The organism is Streptococcus sp. HMSC076C08 (assembly GCF_001810825.1).
Lineage (GTDB): Bacteria > Bacillota > Bacilli > Lactobacillales > Streptococcaceae > Streptococcus.
The window spans coordinates 146,419-165,905 of sequence record NZ_KV802723.1 but is presented as its reverse complement, the minus strand read 5'-3'; the positions used below and the strand labels follow the sequence as shown (position 1 = coordinate 165,905).

Sequence of the window (19,487 nt, the reverse complement as noted above, 5' to 3'; positions counted from 1 at the left end):
GGTGGAGTTGGCTCATTTTCGTAGTTTGGTACTACTGGAGCTGGTTCCAGTGGTTTCTCTACTTCATAAGTTGGAGCTTGTGGTGCAGTTGGTTCTACTGGCGGAGTTGGTTTTTCCTTAGTAATTTTCGGAACGTTGACGGCACGAATCTTACCATTGAGTGAGTACCAGATGTTTGGTCTTTTACCTGTATCAACCGCCATAACTGGATCAGAAGGAACTACTAGGGTCGCAGAAATAGCACCAACAGTAACATGATTCGTAGGGCCAGACATACTAATAGCTCCAGCACCGTACCAAGAGTTTGGTGCATCTGATGAATCCCAACCTGAACCAGGTTGACCATTTGGATACATAGTCCAACGAGATCCACCTTGGTCTTTTTTAAAGTTCAAGGTTTCTGTGGCATAAATCTTTCCGTCTTTTTCTCCAACAGATGAACCGGAAATTTTAATAAAGTTACCAGTGTAATCCTTGGCCATCTCAATAGAATTATTTTCTCTATTTAGAGATGCTACAGAAAGAAGGGCATTGTCAAAATTAATTGGTTGGTCATTTTCATCATAGAAGGTAAATTCATTTTTAATGAAAATTGAAGTCCCTTTTTCAACATCACCAGTGTAAGCAGAAGCAAAGACACCCAAAGTTGGGTCACTAAAGATTCCCAACCAAACTTTTCCACTAGGATTTTTAAATTGAGAAGAAGGATCTACAGTATATTTGTAAACAATCTTGGAAATCTTTTTACCATTGTAGTATGAATTTTGAAGGTTGGTATAAGTCGCTGTTACGCTTTGCCCACGTTCTAGAAGAACAGAGCCCCATTTAACTTCTGTTTTATTCCCTACATTGGTGGTCCAGTCAGATTTGTCTCCAATATTACCATACAATTCCACCGAAGAAGCGGTAGCACCGTTTTCCATGTTCTTGACATTTAGATTGTCTAACTGAAGATTTTTCTTGCCATATTGGACTGTGTCTTTCTTAAAAGCTTCATCAACTGCTGCTGCAGTGAGAAGTTTTCCTTCAGTTTTGAGATCCAGTTGAGCATTCGGTTCTAAATCGTAAACCAAGCTCTGAGCAGATGGCTTAGACAAGTAACCATCTTGATCTTTATTATTTTCAAGTTCAACCAATGCAGCCTTAATTTTGGCCTGCTCATCTTTATAAGCCTGCAACTTAGCCGGATACTCAGCCAACTCTTTCTTATATTTGGCAAGGTCTGCTTCATATTTCGCAACTTTAGCTTCATAATCAGTCTTAGCCGTAGCATTGCGTTGCTTGATTTCTTCGTTTTCAGCTTGAAGCGCTGCATTTTTTGCCTTGTTGTCTTCAACTGCCTTCTCGTAAGTTGCTTTTGCATCAGCATTTGCTTTTTGAACGCGAGCTAATTCCGTCTGGTATTCGGCTAGCTTAGCTTGGTAGTCTGTTTCGTTAGCTGCATTCGCTTGTTTGACTGCTGCCAAGTCTTTTTCGTATTGTGCTATTTTAGCCTCATAAGTTGCCTTGGCTGTTTCATTTCGTTGTTTAATAGCTTCATTTTCAGCTTGGATAGCATTGTTTTTAGCTGTGTTTTCTTTCACTGCTTTATCATAAGCTTCTTTAGCTTCAGCATTAGCCTTTTGTACTCGAGCTAATTCTGTCTGGTAAGCTGCTAATTTAGCTTGATAATCAGCATCATTATCCTCTTTAGCTTTCTTAATAGCTGCAAGGTCTGCTTCATACTGCTTCATCGCTGCTTCATAATTCGCTTTTGCAGTTTCATTACGCTGTTTAATCGCTTCATTTTCAGCTTTAAGCGCTTCGTTTTTAGCTGTATTTTCTTTTACTGCTTTATCATAAGCCTCTTTAGCTTCAGCATTAGCTTTTTGTACTCGAGCTAATTCTGTCTGGTAAGCTGAAAGTTTATTTTGATAATCCTGTTGACTATCTTCATTTGCTTTTTTGACAGTTGCTAAATCTTTTTGATATTGTGCTAGCTTAGCCTCATATTCTGCTTTAGCTGTTGCATTAGCAGTGTTGATTTTTTCAACTTCTTCTTGATGACTTTTTAGATCTTTTTGGTACTTGTCATCCGCTGCTTTGTTTTCAGCATTGATTTTATCTGTTTCAGCCTGATGAGCTGCGACTTCTTTTTTATATGCTTCAGTTGTTGTCTTTACTTCTTCAGCCTGTTTAGCATAGTCGCTTTTAATCTCATCTTGTTTTTGAGCATTCTCTGTAGCAGTTGTGGCTGTTCCTTTGTCTTTTGTTTCATCTTGAACTACCTTAACTCCTGCAGATTTTGCATCAGCAACTGCTTTATCCAAATCAGCTGATGATACTTCTACTGGCAAAGCTGAGTCTTTAGAACCAGCCTTAGCTTGGCTTGCTTTGGCAACTTGGCTCATTTCACCCTGAGCTTCAGGTAGATTTGTGGCTGGGTTCCCTGTAGTAGCTACCTCAACTGTACTTGTACTAGTTGTCTCTGTAACTTCATCAGCAAATACTGCTTTGTCTGCAAAAGCAATCAAAGCAGTTCCTAAAACAGCACCACACAACGTTTTCGCAACTTTGCTTTTACGAAATCCATAGACTTCTTTTTTATTTTTCATTATAATCCTTTTCCTTATCTAAATTTAGTCGTTACTTTTTATACTAGCACTTTACAAGGCAGGATGCAAATATTTACTCTTTTTTTATTTATAGAAAAATTCCACCTATTTATAAATTAAATTAAAAAGAAGATGGTCACACCATCTTCCTTTAGTTAAACTATTTATTTTTCAGTCAAAGCTGCAAGTCCTGGCAATACTTTACCTTCAAGGAGTTCCATTGATGCTCCACCACCAGTAGAGATCCATGAGAACTTGTCTGCACGGCCAAGGTTGATGGCTGCAGCAGCTGAGTCACCACCACCGATGATTGATTTAACACCAGGTTGTTTCACGATAGCGTCCATGACACCGATTGTACCAGCTTGGAAGTCAGGGTTTTCAAATACACCCATAGGTCCGTTCCATACAACTGTTTTGGCACCAGTCAAAGCTTCGTCAAATTTAGCGATAGATTTTGGACCGATATCCAAACCAAGGAAACCTGGGTCTACTGCTTCACCTTCAGTGTCTTTCACTTCAGTGTAGTCAGCAAATGCGTTTGCTTCTTTTGAGTCAACTGGCAAGATCAATTTGCCGTTTGCTTTTTCAAGAAGAGCTTTCGCAACATCCAATTTGTCTTCTTCTACAAGTGAGTTACCGATTTCGATACCTTGAGCTTTGTAGAATGTGTAAGTCATCCCACCACCGATAAGCACTTTATCAGCTTTTTCAAGCAAGTTTTCGATAACACCAATCTTGTCTGAAACTTTTGAACCACCAAGAATCGCTACGAATGGACGTTCTGGAGCTTCAACTGCTTCTTGGATGTAAGCAATCTCGTTTTCAAGAAGGAATCCAGCAACTGCTTTTTCAACGTTTGCTGAGATACCAACGTTAGATGCGTGTGCACGGTGAGCTGTACCAAATGCATCGTTTACGAAGATACCGTCTCCAAGTGATGCCCAGTATTTACCAAGCTCAGGGTCATTTTTAGATTCTTTCTTGCCGTCAACATCTTCGAAACGAGTGTTTTCAACCAAGAGAACTTGTCCATCTTCAAGAGCGTTAACAGCGGCTTCCAATTCAGCACCACGTGTAACACCTGGGATAAATTTAACTTCTTGTCCCAATTTAGTAGCCAAGTCAGCAGCTACAGGAGCAAGTGATTTACCTTCTTTGTCTGCTTCTTCTTTTACACGTCCAAGGTGAGAGAAGAGGATTGCACGTCCACCTTGTTCAAGGATGTACTTGATAGTTGGAAGAGCTGCAGTGATACGGTTGTCATTGGTAATCACGCCATCTTTAACAGGTACGTTGAAGTCAACACGAACGAGAACTTTTTTCCCTTTCAAGTCAACGTCTTTAACAGTCAATTTTGCCATTAGATATGACTCCTTCTTTTTTTATACGTGTTAATTATATCACAAAATCAGCAAAAGAGATAGAAAAACCCTAAACTTTTCTTGTTCATTCTTCTATCTACTAACCTAAAAATCTAGGATTACCGTACGGGAAATGGCAATTTTCACATAATTCGGTTGGAATAATTTAGGTAAATTTCTTGATTGATCTACCTAATTACTTCTATACCATTCTTTTTCTAACATTTTAATCCTTAATATTCTAAACTCTACAGTCCTTCTTTTTGAATTGCTAGGTTTCTTATTATACAATATAACTAAAATAGTTTCTTTAGTTTGTGCTATTTGAGATTAAAAGAAGGGGAATTGCTACCATGAAATTAGAAAGACTAATCTATATTTTACTGTCTCTTTTAAATAAGAAGAGAATAACAGCTAAAGAGATTGCAGAGAGATTTGAAATATCTACTCGAACTGTATATAGGGACATGGATACACTCAGTTTAGCGGGGATCCCAATCTATTCGGAACGTGGAGATAAGGGAGGTTTCTATATACCGAGCGACTATAAGATAGACAGAAACTTTTTCACTGAGGAGGAGAGACAGTTTATCATTAATATGAGCCAAAATGTTAGTAAAATCGTTGGCCATTCAAGTCTTGACAGTATCGAACACAAGCTGTCTTCTCAAGAAATTACAAGAGCAAACAGTCCTTTTTACTTTGATCTCAGTTCCTGGACTCTTAATACAAATTATTTACTAGACATTGAGGAAGCGATACAATCTAAACAGATGATTTCTTTTTCTTACTATTCGAAAAAACAAGAGAAAAGTCAGCGAACAATTATCCCATACAGATTGATCTATAAACTGAATGCTTGGTATGTTATCGGTTACTGCTTAGAAAAATTAGATTTTCGTATTTTTAAATTAACTCGAATTCGAGAACTAGAACCAGTGGAGATAAAAGATAAATCATTCGATTATCCACGTTTATCTCAAGAAATGTTAGAGCTTTTTTTAAATCCCCCAAAACATAAAGTGGAGGGGCAAAGAGAAGAAATCGAACTAGTTTTTACAAGATTTGCACTTCCAAAAATCTACGATCACTTCACGGAAGAAGAAATCAGAGTCGAGGACGAAATAATAAAAGTTCAGGCATTTAGAGCTTTAACTCCTTCATTTTTTGATTTACTATTAAGTTTTGGTTATCAAGTAAAGGTCGTATCCCCAAGTCACTTACAAAATCTACTGGTCAGTACTCTCAAAAAAAATCTTCAGCAATATGACAACCTGTAGTCATATTTCCTTTTGTATACTCTTAAGTGGGCAAAATATTTCGTGATATTCATCATAGCCCAATTATTTTACAGGAGGTTCCAAATGGATACAAAAACACTTGCAGAAAGCTATTTTACGGCAGTAAATGAGGGAGGCTGGGAAGATTTCGTAGCTGAAAACTTTGATTATGGCATGTGCGATAGTATAGAAATTCGACAAGGACGTGATGTTTATTTGCAAGGCGCAGGCCAATTCTATGCTTTAAGCCAGCATCTTGAAGTGAAGCAATTACTTGTTGATGGTCGAGCAGTCTCAGCTTTAAATCGCTACCGTCTACATTCTCCTCAAGGAAAAGAACTTGAACTGGATGTCGCAGAATTTCTGAAATTCGATGAATTTGATAAATTAGTTGCATCCAATATTTATTTCGACACCTATCGTTTCCAAAAATTTATCCAAGGAATTGAATAACAAAAATCTAGCTTCAAATTTACTCTTCAATTTCAAAACTAAAAACAAGGTCTAACTAATCTACAGTCAAACCTTGTTTTTTTATTTTTATGAGAAAATCCAAGATTCGTAAATCTGATTAGTCTTCTCTCTTCTTTCCAGCAAGCAAGCCGTAGCCACTCATTAGTCCGAGGAGTCCCAGCGCTACTAGACTAGCATCTCTTGTCGCTCCCGTATTTGGAAGCTCTTTACTTACTTCTTCAATTTTTGCTGGCGTTGCTGAGAGCGCTTGATCCCTTGTTTGTGAGACTTGCTCTTCTTTCGTTCCTACTTCGACAATTTCTGGAAGAGCTTCCTTGAGAACCTCAGTAGAATGAAGGGTGCGTTTGCCCTGAGCATCAACTTCTACAAAGCGACGAACTTGGCCTTCAACGCCTGCTTGAACTAGCTGGCGTTTGCCTTTGAGAAGGGCTGCATTTGGTCGTTCTTGACGTTCGAAGGAAACTGTTCCCTCTTCAACTTCCAGTTTCGGAGTTTCTAGAACTAAATCTTTCACACCTTCAGCTGGTTGGTTGCTTGATAGAACTTTTGTTCCAACTTCGGTGATTTCTGGGATTGCTTCCTTGACTACCTCAGTCGAACGAAGAGTGCGTCTACCTTGGGTATCTACTGCTACAAAGTGGCGAACTTGACCTTCAACTCCAGCTTGCACAACACGGCGTTGTCCTTTGAGAAATTCGGAGTTTGGTCGCTCCTGACGTTCATAGGCTGTTGTTTCAGTTTCAATAACTAGTTCAGGGAGGGCCTCAACCGTCGGGGCCACTTCATTTGGATCCATGCTACCAACATGATGGCTTTCTTCTGCAGGAGCTAGTTTCTTATTCAGCTTTTCTTTCATTTCTGAAAAAGCTTGTGGAGTTGGCATCTCTGAAGCTAATAAAGTTTCTGCTTGTTCAATCAACTCAGCTTTAGGATCTTTTTCACGGACAGATTCGAGCAAACCTTCCAATTCTTCTCTAGCTGTCTGATAACGTTGATTTCCATCCAAGTCCGCTCCAGCTTGTTTCAATTCATTCAAGGCTTTATTGACTTCTTCTTGACTGGCATCATGGTTTTCTGCTACAGCTTTCGCTACATTGAGCTTCTCTACTAGTGCTGCTTGTTTGTCCTCGCTTGAGAAGGTGTAGGCAAGGGTTGACTGACGGCCTTGGGCAGCAGTAATTTCTTGTTTGAGGTACTCGTCGTTGACAGCTGCTTTTGGAGAAACCAAGACATCGAACTCAGCTGTGTGTCCCTTGTAATGCAAGGTCAAGGTTTGTCGTCCAGTCTTTTGAGCATCGTAGCCTGTAATTTCAACACCTTGATCTGTAAAGGCATGGCTTTCTTCTGTCTCATCATCATAGAGAACGCCGAAGCGACCTTCTGCAAGATCCAGTTGATCTCCTACTAGATAGTCTGTTTTCGGTTTCTGAGTAATGTACAAGCCTGCTACTTCTTTCGGCTTCCCTTCATCTTGACCAGTCACTTGTACTTTTAAGTCACCAGTAACCGAAAGTCCAAGGTAGCTGACTGTGAGCTTTTGTTCCCCTTTTTGATGAGCGTCGTATCCAGAAACAGTCACACCTGAGTGAGTAAGGTTAATCAGCTCATCGGCTTGTCCCCCTTCGTACTGAACACGGAGGGTTCCGCCTCTGAGGTCAAGTTTTTCTCCCTCTTTGTAAACTATCTTCTTAGGTCCTTTTTCAAGGCTAACTGCAGCAATTTTTCTCTCATCCTGCGGAATCGCTACAGCCAAGGTGTTACTGATTTCTTTGCCAGGTAGTTGGGTACGATAGTAGAGGAGAGTTGGTTGCTTGTCAAAGCCCAATGGTGCTGTTGCCAGGTCGCCACCAGTTTCAGACTTCAAGGTTGCAATTGGTGTTTGTGAATCTGCCTTGTCGTAAACGGTGATAGTTGCACCCGCTGGAACATCAGAGAAACCAAGTTGAACTTGGTGGTTTCCAAGTGAACGGGCAGCTACCTTAGCCATTGGAATATTTTGACTTTCTGTGTCCAAGGTTTCGTACATCTTCCAGTTGTAGATACGAATGGCCTTCCAAGGTGTCCCATTATCTGAAGTGATAACTTTTAGGCGCCAGTCTTGGGCAGTGATTGGTTTGTCAAGAGTGATATCTGTCACGTGTGCTTTGTTGCCACGGACTTCCTTAGCTAGTTTCCACTCACCATCTGTATCCTTGTAGTAAAGATCAAAGTCCTTGGTGTTCATCAAACCATCGTTGACAGACTCACCACCAGCTCCCGCATGATCCATGACCCATCTAACAACGGTACGTGACTTGGTCAAACGAATATCCACACTACCGCTCAACTGAGCTGAAGACCACTTGTCTGACAGACTTGTAATCGTACCATTCAACATGCCTTCGATGCCTTCCCCGCCTTCAGTATTCGGGAAAGTGCTACCAATAACCGTTGCCCCTGGAACAATATTTTCAGCCAAAGGTCTTGGGAGAGTTGTATCCTGAACAGTCATGCCCCAGTTGAATGACGCAGTTGCAGCCTCAGAACGGAGTCCATTTTTACCAACTGCAACGACTTTCAATTCCTGAGTCGTACCAGTCGCATTAGCAGAACGGCTAACTTTTGGCAAGTAGATGGTTGAAGCAGATGAACCCGTCAACAAACGCCAGTTGTCACCGTCTTTTTCATAGACTTCATAGAAATCTGCATCTTGGTTACCCGTAAATTGAACAACTGCTTCAGCTTCTTGAGCATTCTTAAGAGATTGTTTCACTACTGAGAGACCTGTAGGTGCTTGTGGCGCTTGGTGATTGTCCGAGATAGTTAATTGTCCTAGGTTGAACTGGTAATCTTTTACAGAACCTTCATGCTCGAAGAAGAGTTTGACTGCATAGATGGTTTTTCCAGCTAGTGAGCTAAGGTCAAATTCTTCATTCTTCCAGTCATCAGAGAGAGTCAGTTCTTTCCATGCAGCTGCATCCTCAAATTTGTAGTCTGGAGTCGTAGAGAAGGCCATATAAACTTTAGAGCCTTTTCCTCCCTTGTGGGCAACCCGAAGTTTGGTGTTTTCAGTTACTTCTAGTTTGGTAGAATACAAATTCACATCCTGGTCCGTCTTACCAGCTACATCACCTGAGAATTTAAGGGAGTTACCTCCATTATAGGCATCTGTAAAGTCATATTCTGCACGAAGTTTTTCCCCCGTTGAAGTCTGCCACCAGCGCCATGTTGGCAAGACACCAGAAACAGAACGGTAGTTCCACTCAGAATCCTTAGAAACTTTACCGTCAACAAACCATTTTCTACCATGACCTGTATTAAAAGAGGTGGTGAAGGTACGTCCTACTGCTGGTGTACGGTCAGCAACTAAATTGGCAATTCCATACCACTCTTTATCTGCTGGTTTTTGAGCCGTTGGATCTCCTTGGTAACCTGTAAAGAAGATGTCTTCGTTCTTGTGGTAGTCTTCGCCTGTTTTTCCTAGACTGGTAATCGTATCTGGTGCAAAAAGTCCTAACGACAAACGCAACTTGCCTTTTTCATCTAAGAGGGCATCCCATTTGACTTTGGTCTTATAAGAACCACCTTGTTGCAATTCCAAGCCTGCAAAGACATCATATTGACTACGCTCTAGCCATTTGGCCATCTCTACGGAGTGGTCATTCTTTTCCTTGTTCCAGTTGAAATTGGCAAAAAATTGATCTGCAGGGACTTTGTCTCCTTCTTTTTGCATGAACTGGTAGTTGTAATCACCTAGACCATCTTCGTGGTAACGACCATATTTGTAGGTCATGGCATCGTACCAAGCATACTTGATTGGGTGGTTGACCTTAGCTGCATATTCTTTTGTATAGAGCATGAATTGGCGCATTTTTTCACCAAGAGGTGCTACCAATTCCCCCGTTGTTTCCTGATTGATGAAATAGCCATCAAATCCATAGTACTTAGCAAGATCGACAAGTTTCCGTGCGATAGGGAAGGTGCCATCTGCATCTTGTTTCAAGGCAGCTGCAAATTTCTCTTGGTCGGCAATGCTATTTGACCAGTTGAAAAAGAGTGTTCCATAAACGGGAACTCCGTTGCGGTGACCGGCATCAATGACATCTGGAGTTGGAACTAGACCTTCCCAGAAGACCATTGAATCCAAGTATTGCCAGTAATCAAAAGCGTAGGCCTTGAATTCCTCACCACCGACAGAAGCGTGGTCTTTAGCTTTTGAGTTGGTATTTGCTAGAGCTTGAACCTTGGCTCTTCTGCTTGCTTTTTCATTAACCAACTGGCCTCTATGGCGCTTGGCGAGTTCAACTGATGAACGGTTAATGGGATCATCCTCACGCGCACCCGGTTCCCATTTCAACAAATCCTCCCAAGTATCAAATTTGATTTCTTTTGGTCGGAGACTCTTTTCTTCATTTTTAGGAACGTCTGCTAGAGTCGGTTTGTCGGCTTTCTTCTCAGTCACTTGAGGAGCTTCCGCTGGTTTGACTTCTTCTTTTTCAGTTGGTTGAGCAGGTTTTTCAGTTTTATCTGTCAGAGCTGGCTTCGCTTCTTCTTTTTCATTAACCAGATCCGTTATTGCTGGAGTGTTTTCTGAAATTGGTTGCTCAGCTACTTTGTTTTCAGTTTCCTCTAATTGTTTTTCGAGAGCTGCAGTATCTGGATTAGTTGTCTCACTAGTACTTGTCGCTTTAGCGCTCGTATTTGCAGCTGTTTCAGGGACTGCGACTTGTTCGGCAAGAGCTGGACTCACAAATAGAGCTGAACCAATCATCAAGGAACAAGCCCCGATTGACAGCTTACGAATACTGTAACGGCAACGTTTTTCAAAAAATAGATTTTTCATCTTATCCTCCTAATAAAATATAAAGTAAGCGCTTTACTTTTTGATAAAAAGTAACTGTTCTCAGTGCACACTACCAGAACAGAATCATCTTCATTTTATCCTATATGAAAGCGATGTCAATCTATTTAACATAAAAACTATAACTAGGATAATAATCAGTAAAATTTGGACACAATCCTATAAATCATCTATCTTAAAGGGAATCTATCTCTCATTTTGAAAGAAAGTTCTTGTTTCTTATGAAAATTTCAGCTAAACACTTGTGAGATTTACTTTTATCCTTTAAAATAGAATAGGAGAAATTCCGTTATTATTTTTCGGAGGAAAAAGAAATGTCCATTAATTGGCAGGAAATTTTATTTCACTTTTTAGGAGGTCTAGGACTATTTTTATACAGTATCAAGACCATGGGAGACGGTTTGCAACAAGCTGCTGGAGATCGCCTTCGTTTTTACATTGACAAGTACACTAGCAATCCCTTTTTAGGCGTTCTAGTCGGAATCGTCGTGACTGCCCTGATTCAGTCAAGTACGGGGGTTACAGTTATCACGGTCGGACTGGTCAGCGCTAGTCTTCTCACTCTTAGACAGGCTATCGGAATTATCATGGGAGCCAACATCGGAACCACTGTTACTTCCTTTATCATCGGTTTCAAACTAGGCGAGTATGCTTTACCCTTGATTTTCCTTGGAACCATGTTCCTCTTCTTCACAAAAAACAGAACAGCAAACAATATCGGGCGCATCCTGTTTGGTGTAGGGGGAATCTTCTACGCTCTCAACCTCATCAGTGCCGGGATGAGTCCACTTAAAGATTTACCACAATTCAAGGAATATATGGTAACCTTGGGACAAAATCCTATTTTAGGAGTGGTAGCTGGTGCAGTGATTACCGTCCTCATCCAGGCATCTTCTGCAACTATCGGGATTTTGCAAGGTCTCTATGCAGGTGGGTTCCTTGACCTTAAAGGTTCACTACCAGTTCTTTTCGGAGATAATATCGGGACAACCCTAACAGTTATCATTGCGGCAGCTGGAGCCAATGTCTCTGCAAAGCGCGTTGCGGCAACCCACGTTACCTTTAACGTTTTAGGGACTATTCTTTGCTTAATCTTATTAGGCCCCTTTACTGCTATGATCGAGTACTTCCAGGCACTCCTTCACCTCTCACCTGAGATGACCATCGCCTTCTCGCACGGTGCCTTTAACGTAAGTAACACCATTGTACAATTTCCATTCATCGGAGCCTTGGCCTACTTTGTAACCAAGCTCATCCCTGGTGAAGACGAGGTTGTCAAGTACGAGCCCCTTTATCTCGACGAGCAACTTATCCAGCAATCTCCTTCTATAGCTCTAGGAAATGCCAAAAAAGAACTCTTGCACTTGGGGAACTATGCAGCCAAAGCTTTTGACCTTTCTTATACCTATATCATCGGTTTGGATGAAAAGGTAGCTGAAAAAGGACACAAGACAGAGGAAGCCATCAATACCATCGATGAAAAACTCACTCGTTACCTCATCAGACTCTCAAGCGAATCCTTGAGTCAAAAGGAAAGTGAAGTCTTGACTAACATCCTTGATTCATCTCGTGATTTGGAACGGATTGGGGACCACGCAGAAGGCTTGCTCAACCTAACAGACTACCTCCAACGTAAGAATGTTCAGTTCTCTGAAGCTGCTTTGCAGGAATTGGCGGATATCTATCAAAAAACTACTGACTTTATCAAGGATGCCCTTGATAGTGTGGAAAACAATGATATTGAAAAAGCTCAGAGTCTGATTGAACGCCATAAAGAAATCAACAATATGGAACGTGTTCTCAGAAAGACCCATATCAAACGCCTTAACAAGGGTGAGTGTTCTACACAAGCTGGAGTCAACTTCATCGACATCATTTCCCACTACACTCGTGTGTCTGACCATGCTATGAACCTAGCCGAAAAGGTCATTGCTGAACAAATATAAGTACCAAAAAGCTATCCTGAATGGGATGGCTTTTTCATCTCCTCATCAAAAATGTTTTTTCTGACATATAAAAAAAGCTTTGATTCACAATGGAATCAAAGCTTTTTAAAGAGTTCTCCAAACATGATAGCAGAAACTGCAGTGCCCCTATACTTGGCTTCTTCTTTTTTGATAAAGCGTGCCAAGTTGATCAATTCAGGTGCTGGGTGTTTGGGATTGATGAGCAATTCACGGGTGACCAGTCCTGAGAGTCGGACTGCTAGTAATTGCTCATTTGTAGTAGGTAGTTTTTTAGCAGTCTCTAGGAGAGCAGCAACTAAATCTTCACTCAAGCCCTGACGGGCATGGTTGTAGAGATCTCTTATAAGGCTTTCTAGGTTTGGTTCTGCCATCCTGATCACCTCCCTTATGCTTAATAATTTTTAATCAAATCAATCGTTGAACGATCCAATTTTTTCACCAAGGCTTGCAAGAAGGCTTGGGCTTCTAAGAAGTCATCCATCGCGTAGAGAGTTTGGTGAGAGTGGATATAACGAGCACAGACACCGATAGTTGTAGATGGGACACCACCATTTTTCAGATGAGCTGCTCCAGCGTCCGTTCCGCCTTTTCCACAGTAATATTGGTACTTGATGCCCGCTTCTTCAGCCGTTGTCAAAAGGAAATCCTTCATACCTGGGAGGAGCAAGTGACCTGGATCATAGAAACGAATCAAGGTTCCATCCCCAATCTTACCTTGGCCACCGTAGACATCACCAGCAGGTGAACAGTCAACTGCTAGGAAGACTTCTGGGTCAAACTTAGTTGTAGAAGTATGAGCGCCACGAAGACCAACCTCTTCTTGGACATTGGCACCAAGGTAGAGTTCATTTCTCAGTTTTTGACCTGATAAAGCTTCAGCTAGCTCGCTTACCATGAGGACACCGTAGCGATTGTCCCAAGCTTTTGAGATGATATTTTTTCCATTGGCTGTCAAGATCGCTAAGCTATCTGGTACGATGGTATCACCAGGACGGACTCCAAAGCTTTCTGCTTCAGCCTTATCCGCGAAACCACCATCAAAGATAATATCTGAAACAGCTGGCATGCTTGGTCCACCTGTTCCACGTGTCAAATGTGGCGGAACAGAGCCTGAAATCACAGGAATTTCACGACCGTCACGAGTAAAGAGTTTAAAGCGTTGGCTACTAACCACCATGGGATTCCAACCACCGATTTCAACCACACGGAAGGTACCATCTGGCTTAATCTCGCTGACCATAAAACCAACTTCGTCCATGTGAGAAGCGACCAAGACGCGTGGTGCTTCCGCAGCTTCTGAATGTTTAATTCCGAAAATACCACCCAAGCCATCTGTCACTACTTCATCCACGTGCGGTGTCAACTTCTCACGAAGATAAGTCCGGACAGGTGCTTCATGACCTGAGATCGCAGCAAGCTCTGTTACTTCTTTGATTTTTGAAAATAATGTTGTCATATCAGTTCCTTCTTTCTGTCCTCCATTTTACCACTTTTTATAGGAGAAGGATAGTAGGAAATTGGATTAGTTTTTACTAGTTTATCCTGTAAAAGAGAGGGGCAGATGTAATTTCAGAAATTTTTCTTTCTTTTTACATTAAATTGTCAGAAAATTTATTGACAGATTAAAGAAATCGTGTTACATTATCTCCAAGGGTATTTTTATACCAAATCTACATGAAAGGACGGGGCATGAAACTTTCTCATATTTTAACAGGCTTACTTCTACTCCTGGTCTTTCTCTCCATTACCATTGGAACCAGTGATTTTTCTTGGGAAAAATTCTTTGCTTTTGACCAACAGACCTGGCTTCTCTTTCAAGAGTCGCGTCTTCCAAGAACCATCAGTATTCTCCTTGCAGCCTCTAGTATGAGCATGGCAGGACTCCTCATGCAGACCATTACCCAAAATCAGTTTGCTGCTCCGAGTACAGTCGGAACGACAGAAGCTGCCAAACTGGGAATGGTGTTAAGCCTCTTTGTCTTTCCGTCTGCGAGTCTGACCCAAAAGATGCTCTTTGCTTTTGGCTCATCCATTTTATTTACCCTCTTCTTCCTGGCCTTTATGACTATTTTTTCTATAAAGGAAAGGTGGATGTTGCCCTTGATCGGGATCATCTATAGTGGGATTATCGGTTCTGTCACAGAAGTTATCGCCTATCGTTTCAATCTGGTTCAGAGTATGACGGCCTGGACCCAGGGCTCCTTCTCCATGATTCAGACCCATCAGTATGAGTGGCTCTTCTTAGGCCTCATTATCCTGATAGCCGTTTGGAAATTATCCCAAACCTTTACCATCATGAATCTGGGTAAGGAAACCAGTGAGAGTTTGGGGATTTCTTACTCCCTACTTGAAAAGCTGGCCCTATTTCTAGTGGCGCTAACGACAAGTGTCACCATGATTACCGTGGGTGCCTTGCCATTTCTCGGGGTCATCGTTCCCAATCTTGTCCGCAAGCGCTATGGAGATAATCTGAGCCAAACTAAACTCATGGTCGCTCTGGTCGGAGCCAATATGGTTCTGGCCTGCGACATCCTCTCTCGAGTCTTGATTCGGCCCTATGAGCTGTCTGTCAGTCTCCTACTAGGAATCATCGGTAGCCTCGTCTTTATCCTACTTCTCTGGAGAGGGGGACAAAAAGATGCCGTTTAAAAGCAAACATACCAAGCTCTTTTGCCTTCTCATTATTCTGGCCATCGGAGCTTGTCTCCTCTACTTTTGGCCCTTCACCCATCTGTCTGCCTTTGCCTGGAAGTTGCGTTCCCAAAAAATCATCGTTTATCTCTTGGTAGCCATCGCGACAGGGATTTCGACCATTAGTTTTCAAACCCTGACGGAAAATCGCTTTCTGACACCAAGTATTTTGGGAATCGAATCCTTCTATGTCTTGTTACAAACCCTGCTACTGATATTTGAAAGCAAATTTCTACAGCTTGGAAAGTCTCCTGTCTTAGAATTTCTAGTCTTGCTTCTGCTTCAATCCCTCTTTTTTCTCGCCTTACAAGGCTACTTGAAAACGCTGATGAAGCAAGATCTGGTCTTCATTCTGCTAATCTGCCTAGCGCTCGGAAGTCTCTTTCGAAATATCAGTACCTTCCTACAAGTTCTGATGGATCCAAATGAATACGATAAACTGCAGAACAGTCTCTTTGCCTCCTTTCAACATCTCAACACTTCCATCCTAGCCATCGGTTCTCTGATCATCCTCGCCTTGACAATCTTTTTCTTTCGAAAAGCAGTCGTTCTGGATGTCTTGCACCTGCAAAGAGAAACGGCTCAGATACTTGGACTCGATGTTGAAAAAGAACAGAGAGAACTCCTCTGGGGCATCGTGCTCTTGACCTCAACAGCCACTGCCTTGGTAGGGCCTATGGCCTTCTTCGGCTTTATGCTGGCCAATCTTACCTACCTAATCGTCAAAGATTATCGACACAAGTTGCTCTTTATCGTAGCCATTCTAATTGGATTTATTAGCTTAACCTTGGGGCAAGCCCTCATCGAACGAGTCTTTGCGCTGGAAATTCGCATCAGCATGATCATTGAGAGTGTGGGTGGCTTCTTATTCTTTATCTTACTATACAGGAGGGCGCGTCGGTGAAACTGGAAAACATTGACAAATCCATTCAAAAACAGGATATTTTGCAAGACATTTCGCTTGAAGTCAGTCCTCAGAAACTGACAGCCTTCATTGGTCCAAATGGTGCTGGAAAATCAACTCTCCTCTCCATTATGAGCAGACTGACCAAGAAAGATCAGGGAATTCTCAGTATCAAAGGCCGTGAAATCGAGAGCTGGAATTCGCAAGAACTAGCCAAAGAGCTCACCATCCTAAAGCAGAAGATCAATTACCAAGCCAAATTGACTGTAGAAGAACTGGTCAGCTTTGGACGTTTTCCCTACAGCCGTGGTCGACTGAAGGCAGAGGACTGGGAAAAAATCCGAGAAACTCTGGACTATCTGGAACTGACCAACTTAAAAGACCGCTACATCGATAGTCTGTCTGGTGGACAGTTGCAACGTGTCTTTATCGCCATGGTACTAGCTCAGGATACTGACTTTATCTTGCTAGACGAACCGCTCAACAACCTCGATATCAAGCAAAGCGTCAGCATGATGCAGATCCTTCGGCGACTGGTGGAGGAACTTGGCAAAACCATTATCATCGTCCTCCACGATATCAACATGGCTAGCCAGTATGCGGATGAAATTGTTGCCTTTAAAGACGGTCAAGTCTTTTGCAAGGGAACGACTGCTCAAATCATGCAGGCTGACCTGCTCAGTCAACTTTATGAGATTCCCATCACGCTGGCTGATATCAATGGCAAAAAGATCTGTATCTATAGCTAACTATTCTGAACTCATGTTAGAGAATCCTCTGTCTCTTAGCTAACAATCCTATATAAGAGACTCCCTAAATCGTTACTATATTTTAAAAAGGAGAAATCATGAAAACATCCCTTAAACTTTATCTCACTGCCCTAGCTGCCAGCTTCTTGCTCTTACTTGGTGCATGTAGTACAAATACAAATTCAAGCAATAGCCAGACAGAGACAAGTAGCTCTGCTCCAACAGAGATAACCATTAAAAGTTCACTAGATGAGGTCAAACTTTCAAAGGTTCCTGAAAAGATTGTGACCTTTGACCTCGGTGCTGCGGATACTATTCGCGCTTTAGGTTTTGAAAAGAATATCGTCGGAATGCCTACAAAAACTGTTCCGACTTACCTAAAAAATCTTACAGGAAATGTCAACAATGTGGGTTCCATGGTTGAGCCAGACCTAGAAGCCATTGCTGCTCTTGAGCCGGATTTGATTATCGCTTCTCCACGTACCCAAAAATTCGTAGACAAGTTCAAAGAAATTGCTCCAACCGTTCTCTTCCAAGCAAGTAAGGACGACTACTGGACTTCTACCAAGACCAACATCGAATCCCTTGCAAGCGCCTTTGGTGAAACAGGCACTCAGAAAGCCAAGCAAGAATTGGCTAACCTAGATAAGAGCATCCAAGAAGTCGCTACTAAAAACGAAAGTTCTGACAAAAAAGCCCTTGCTATCCTCCTCAATGAAGGAAAAATGGCTGCCTTTGGTGCCCAATCTCGTTTCTCTTTCTTGTATCAAACCTTAAAATTCAAGCCAACTGACACCAAATTTGAAGACTCTCGCCACGGACAAGAAGTCAGCTTTGAAAGTGTCAAAGAAATCAATCCTGACATCCTCTTTGTCATCAACCGTACCCTTGCCATTGGTGGGGACAACTCAAGCAACGATGGCGTCCTAGAAAATGCCCTCATCGCTGAAACTCCTGCTGCTAAAAATGGTAAAATCATCCAACTAACACCAGACCTCTGGTATCTAAGCGGAGGCGGACTTGAATCAACTAAACTCATGATTGAAGACGCTCAAAAAGCTTTGAAATAAACAAGAAAACCCAACATCAGGTGATGTTGGGTTATTTTTTTTCTTGATTCCGTTTGAGTGAAAAGTGGTCTGGGACAGGATCTTTTCCTATTGGCGACCAGGGATGGCAACGTAAAATCCGAGCCAAGCCCATCAGAACACCCTTGAAGCCATGTTTTTCAATAGCCTGGATCATGTAGTTGGAACAAGTTGGCTCAAAACGACAAGAGGGTGGAAAGGCTGGTGAGATAAAACGTTGGTAAAAGCGTACTGGAGCTATTAAGATTCGTTTCATTATTTCTTGGTTACAGCCATGGTGTGTAGTTGGCTGATTTCTTTTTTGTTAAGGCGGCGAGATTCTCCCGGACGAAGGCCTGTCAAGTCTAGGTGTCCAAAACGTGTCCGAGACAACTTATCCACTTGGAGACCGACAGCTTCAAACATCTTTTTAACCTGGTGGTTGCGCCCTTCATGGATAGTCAACTGTACTACAGAGCGATTTTTAACTGGATCTACTTTGAGAATCTCATAAACAGCTGGCTTAGTTTTCTTGCCATCAATCTCAAGACCACGAGTTAAGGGACGAAGGTTTTCTTTGTTGGCCACACCTTTAACACGCGCGACATAGACCTTGTCAATCTCATTACGGGGGTGAATCATCTCGTCTGTAAAGTCCCCATCGTTGGTCAAAATCAAGACACCTGATGTATCCCAGTCCAAACGTCCAACTGGGTAAATGCGCTCCTTGACATTGGGCAAGAGGTCCACAACAGTCTTGCGGCCCTTGTCATCTGTCACACTGGAAATCACTCCACGTGGTTTGTTAAGCAGATAGTAGACCTTTTCTTCGTTGTAGATAGGTTGTCCTTCAACTTCAACCTTATCGCCAGCTTTGATAGTGGTTGCTAGTTCACGCACCACTTGGCCGTTGACCGTCACCAAGCCTTGTTTGATCAGCTCTTCTGCTTTTCTCCTACTGGCCACACCTGCGTGGGCAATATATTTATTGATTCTCATCTTCTTCTATCCTTTCACCAAATAATTGGCTTTCTTGGGCTTGAATCTCAAGCTCATCAATCACTGGTAATTCTTCTAAATGGTTAATCCCCATGTAATCTAGAAAATAATCCGTAGTCACATAGAGATTAGGGCGACCCAAAACTTCTTTTTTCCCATCTTCTCTTATCAATTCAAAAGCTTGTAGCTTAGCTAGAGCTCCACTAGAATTGACCCCACGGATAGCATCAATTTCTATCCGCGTGATAGGCTGCTTGTAGGCAATGATGGACAAGGTTTCAAGAGCAGCCCGAGACAAACTTTGGTTGATGGGTGCCTTGGAGTATTCCTTCAAAATCGCTGCAAATTGAGGCTTGGTGACCAATCTGTATGCACCACCTGTCTCGATCAGGGACAAGCTCGAATCTTGGTCTTTTTCATACTTCTGGGCTAATTTTTCTAAACTCTGTTGGATGCCTGTCGGTGGCAGAGAGAGGAGTTCAGCCAACTGACGGACTCGAATCCCATCTTCACCTGCTACAAACAAGAGCGCTTCTATTTCTGCTAAAGTACTCATCT

At 42.1% G+C, this 19,487-nt stretch carries 15 protein-coding genes; 7 read left to right on the top strand and 8 right to left on the bottom strand.

Annotated features, from left to right (window positions below):
• Together HMPREF2766_RS03920 and HMPREF2766_RS03915 are read right to left on the bottom strand one after the other, a co-directional pair.
• A partial coding sequence (locus HMPREF2766_RS03920) for an antigen I/II family LPXTG-anchored adhesin (RefSeq protein ID WP_148131185.1) occupies nt 1-2,594 on the bottom strand: 2,594 nt, incomplete at its 3' end.
• Between the two features lie 164 nt (nt 2,595-2,758).
• Complete coding sequence (locus HMPREF2766_RS03915) at nt 2,759-3,958, bottom strand: phosphoglycerate kinase (RefSeq protein WP_001096776.1); 1,200 nt, start codon at nt 3,956-3,958, stop codon at nt 2,759-2,761.
• Between the two features lie 353 nt (nt 3,959-4,311).
• Here HMPREF2766_RS03915 and HMPREF2766_RS03910 point away from each other — a divergent pair, with 353 nt between their 5' ends.
• Together HMPREF2766_RS03910 and HMPREF2766_RS03905 are read left to right on the top strand one after the other, a co-directional pair.
• Nucleotides 4,312-5,238, top strand: coding sequence for a helix-turn-helix transcriptional regulator (locus HMPREF2766_RS03910; RefSeq protein WP_000764442.1), 927 nt, complete (start codon nt 4,312-4,314; stop codon nt 5,236-5,238).
• Nucleotides 5,239-5,322: 84 nt separating this feature from the next.
• Nucleotides 5,323-5,691 carry a hypothetical protein gene (locus tag HMPREF2766_RS03905; RefSeq protein ID WP_002879744.1) on the top strand — a complete coding sequence of 123 codons (369 nt, stop codon included), beginning with the start codon at nt 5,323-5,325 and terminating at the stop codon, nt 5,689-5,691.
• Nucleotides 5,692-5,809: 118 nt separating this feature from the next.
• On the opposite strand, the gene HMPREF2766_RS03900 is transcribed toward HMPREF2766_RS03905, so the two are convergent.
• On the bottom strand, nt 5,810-10,534 hold the full coding sequence (locus tag HMPREF2766_RS03900; RefSeq protein ID WP_070567852.1) for an endo-beta-N-acetylglucosaminidase: 4,725 nt from the start codon (nt 10,532-10,534) through the stop codon (nt 5,810-5,812).
• 332 nt (nt 10,535-10,866) lie between these two features.
• On the opposite strand from HMPREF2766_RS03900, the gene HMPREF2766_RS03895 reads away from it, so the two are divergent.
• Nucleotides 10,867-12,498: a Na/Pi cotransporter family protein gene (locus HMPREF2766_RS03895; protein ID WP_070567850.1), complete on the top strand. Its 1,632-nt coding sequence runs from the start codon at nt 10,867-10,869 to the stop codon at nt 12,496-12,498.
• A gap of 95 nt (nt 12,499-12,593) precedes the next feature.
• On the opposite strand, the gene HMPREF2766_RS03890 is transcribed toward HMPREF2766_RS03895, so the two are convergent.
• The gene (locus HMPREF2766_RS03890; protein ID WP_070567848.1) at nt 12,594-12,890 is read right to left on the bottom strand and encodes a bacteriocin immunity family protein; all 297 of its coding nucleotides are present in this window, start codon (nt 12,888-12,890) and stop codon (nt 12,594-12,596) included.
• Between the two features lie 20 nt (nt 12,891-12,910).
• Nucleotides 12,911-13,975: a glutamyl aminopeptidase gene (gene pepA / locus HMPREF2766_RS03885; protein WP_070567846.1), complete on the bottom strand. Its 1,065-nt coding sequence runs from the start codon at nt 13,973-13,975 to the stop codon at nt 12,911-12,913.
• Between the two features lie 233 nt (nt 13,976-14,208).
• Here pepA and HMPREF2766_RS03880 point away from each other — a divergent pair, with 233 nt between their 5' ends.
• The 4 genes from HMPREF2766_RS03880 (at nt 14,209) to HMPREF2766_RS03865 (ending at nt 17,933) form a co-directional block, all read left to right on the top strand.
• Complete coding sequence (locus HMPREF2766_RS03880) at nt 14,209-15,168, top strand: ABC transporter permease (protein ID WP_070567844.1); 960 nt, start codon at nt 14,209-14,211, stop codon at nt 15,166-15,168.
• A complete protein-coding gene (locus tag HMPREF2766_RS03875) occupies nt 15,158-16,114 on the top strand; it encodes an iron chelate uptake ABC transporter family permease subunit (protein ID WP_070567842.1) in 957 nt (318 codons plus the stop codon). Before HMPREF2766_RS03880 ends, HMPREF2766_RS03875 begins: the two co-directional genes overlap by 11 nt.
• Nucleotides 16,111-16,863, top strand: coding sequence for an iron ABC transporter ATP-binding protein (locus HMPREF2766_RS03870; RefSeq protein ID WP_000764283.1), 753 nt, complete (start codon nt 16,111-16,113; stop codon nt 16,861-16,863). Before HMPREF2766_RS03875 ends, HMPREF2766_RS03870 begins: the two co-directional genes overlap by 4 nt.
• A 98-nt stretch (nt 16,864-16,961) precedes the next feature.
• Nucleotides 16,962-17,933, top strand: coding sequence for a siderophore ABC transporter substrate-binding protein (locus HMPREF2766_RS03865; RefSeq protein WP_070567841.1), 972 nt, complete (start codon nt 16,962-16,964; stop codon nt 17,931-17,933).
• Between the two features lie 31 nt (nt 17,934-17,964).
• On the opposite strand, the gene yidD is transcribed toward HMPREF2766_RS03865, so the two are convergent.
• Genes yidD through scpB form a run of 3 tightly spaced genes read right to left on the bottom strand, consistent with a single transcriptional unit; the run spans nt 17,965 to nt 19,485 of the window.
• A complete protein-coding gene (gene yidD, locus HMPREF2766_RS03860) occupies nt 17,965-18,207 on the bottom strand; it encodes a membrane protein insertion efficiency factor YidD (protein ID WP_033606311.1) in 243 nt (80 codons plus the stop codon).
• Complete coding sequence (locus HMPREF2766_RS03855; RefSeq protein ID WP_001222214.1) at nt 18,207-18,929, bottom strand: pseudouridine synthase; 723 nt, start codon at nt 18,927-18,929, stop codon at nt 18,207-18,209. The genes yidD and HMPREF2766_RS03855 overlap by 1 nt, the downstream gene beginning before the upstream one ends.
• A complete protein-coding gene (gene scpB, locus HMPREF2766_RS03850; protein ID WP_000105285.1) occupies nt 18,916-19,485 on the bottom strand; it encodes an SMC-Scp complex subunit ScpB in 570 nt (189 codons plus the stop codon). Before scpB ends, HMPREF2766_RS03855 begins: the two co-directional genes overlap by 14 nt.
• Nucleotides 19,486-19,487: the final 2 nt, after the last annotated feature.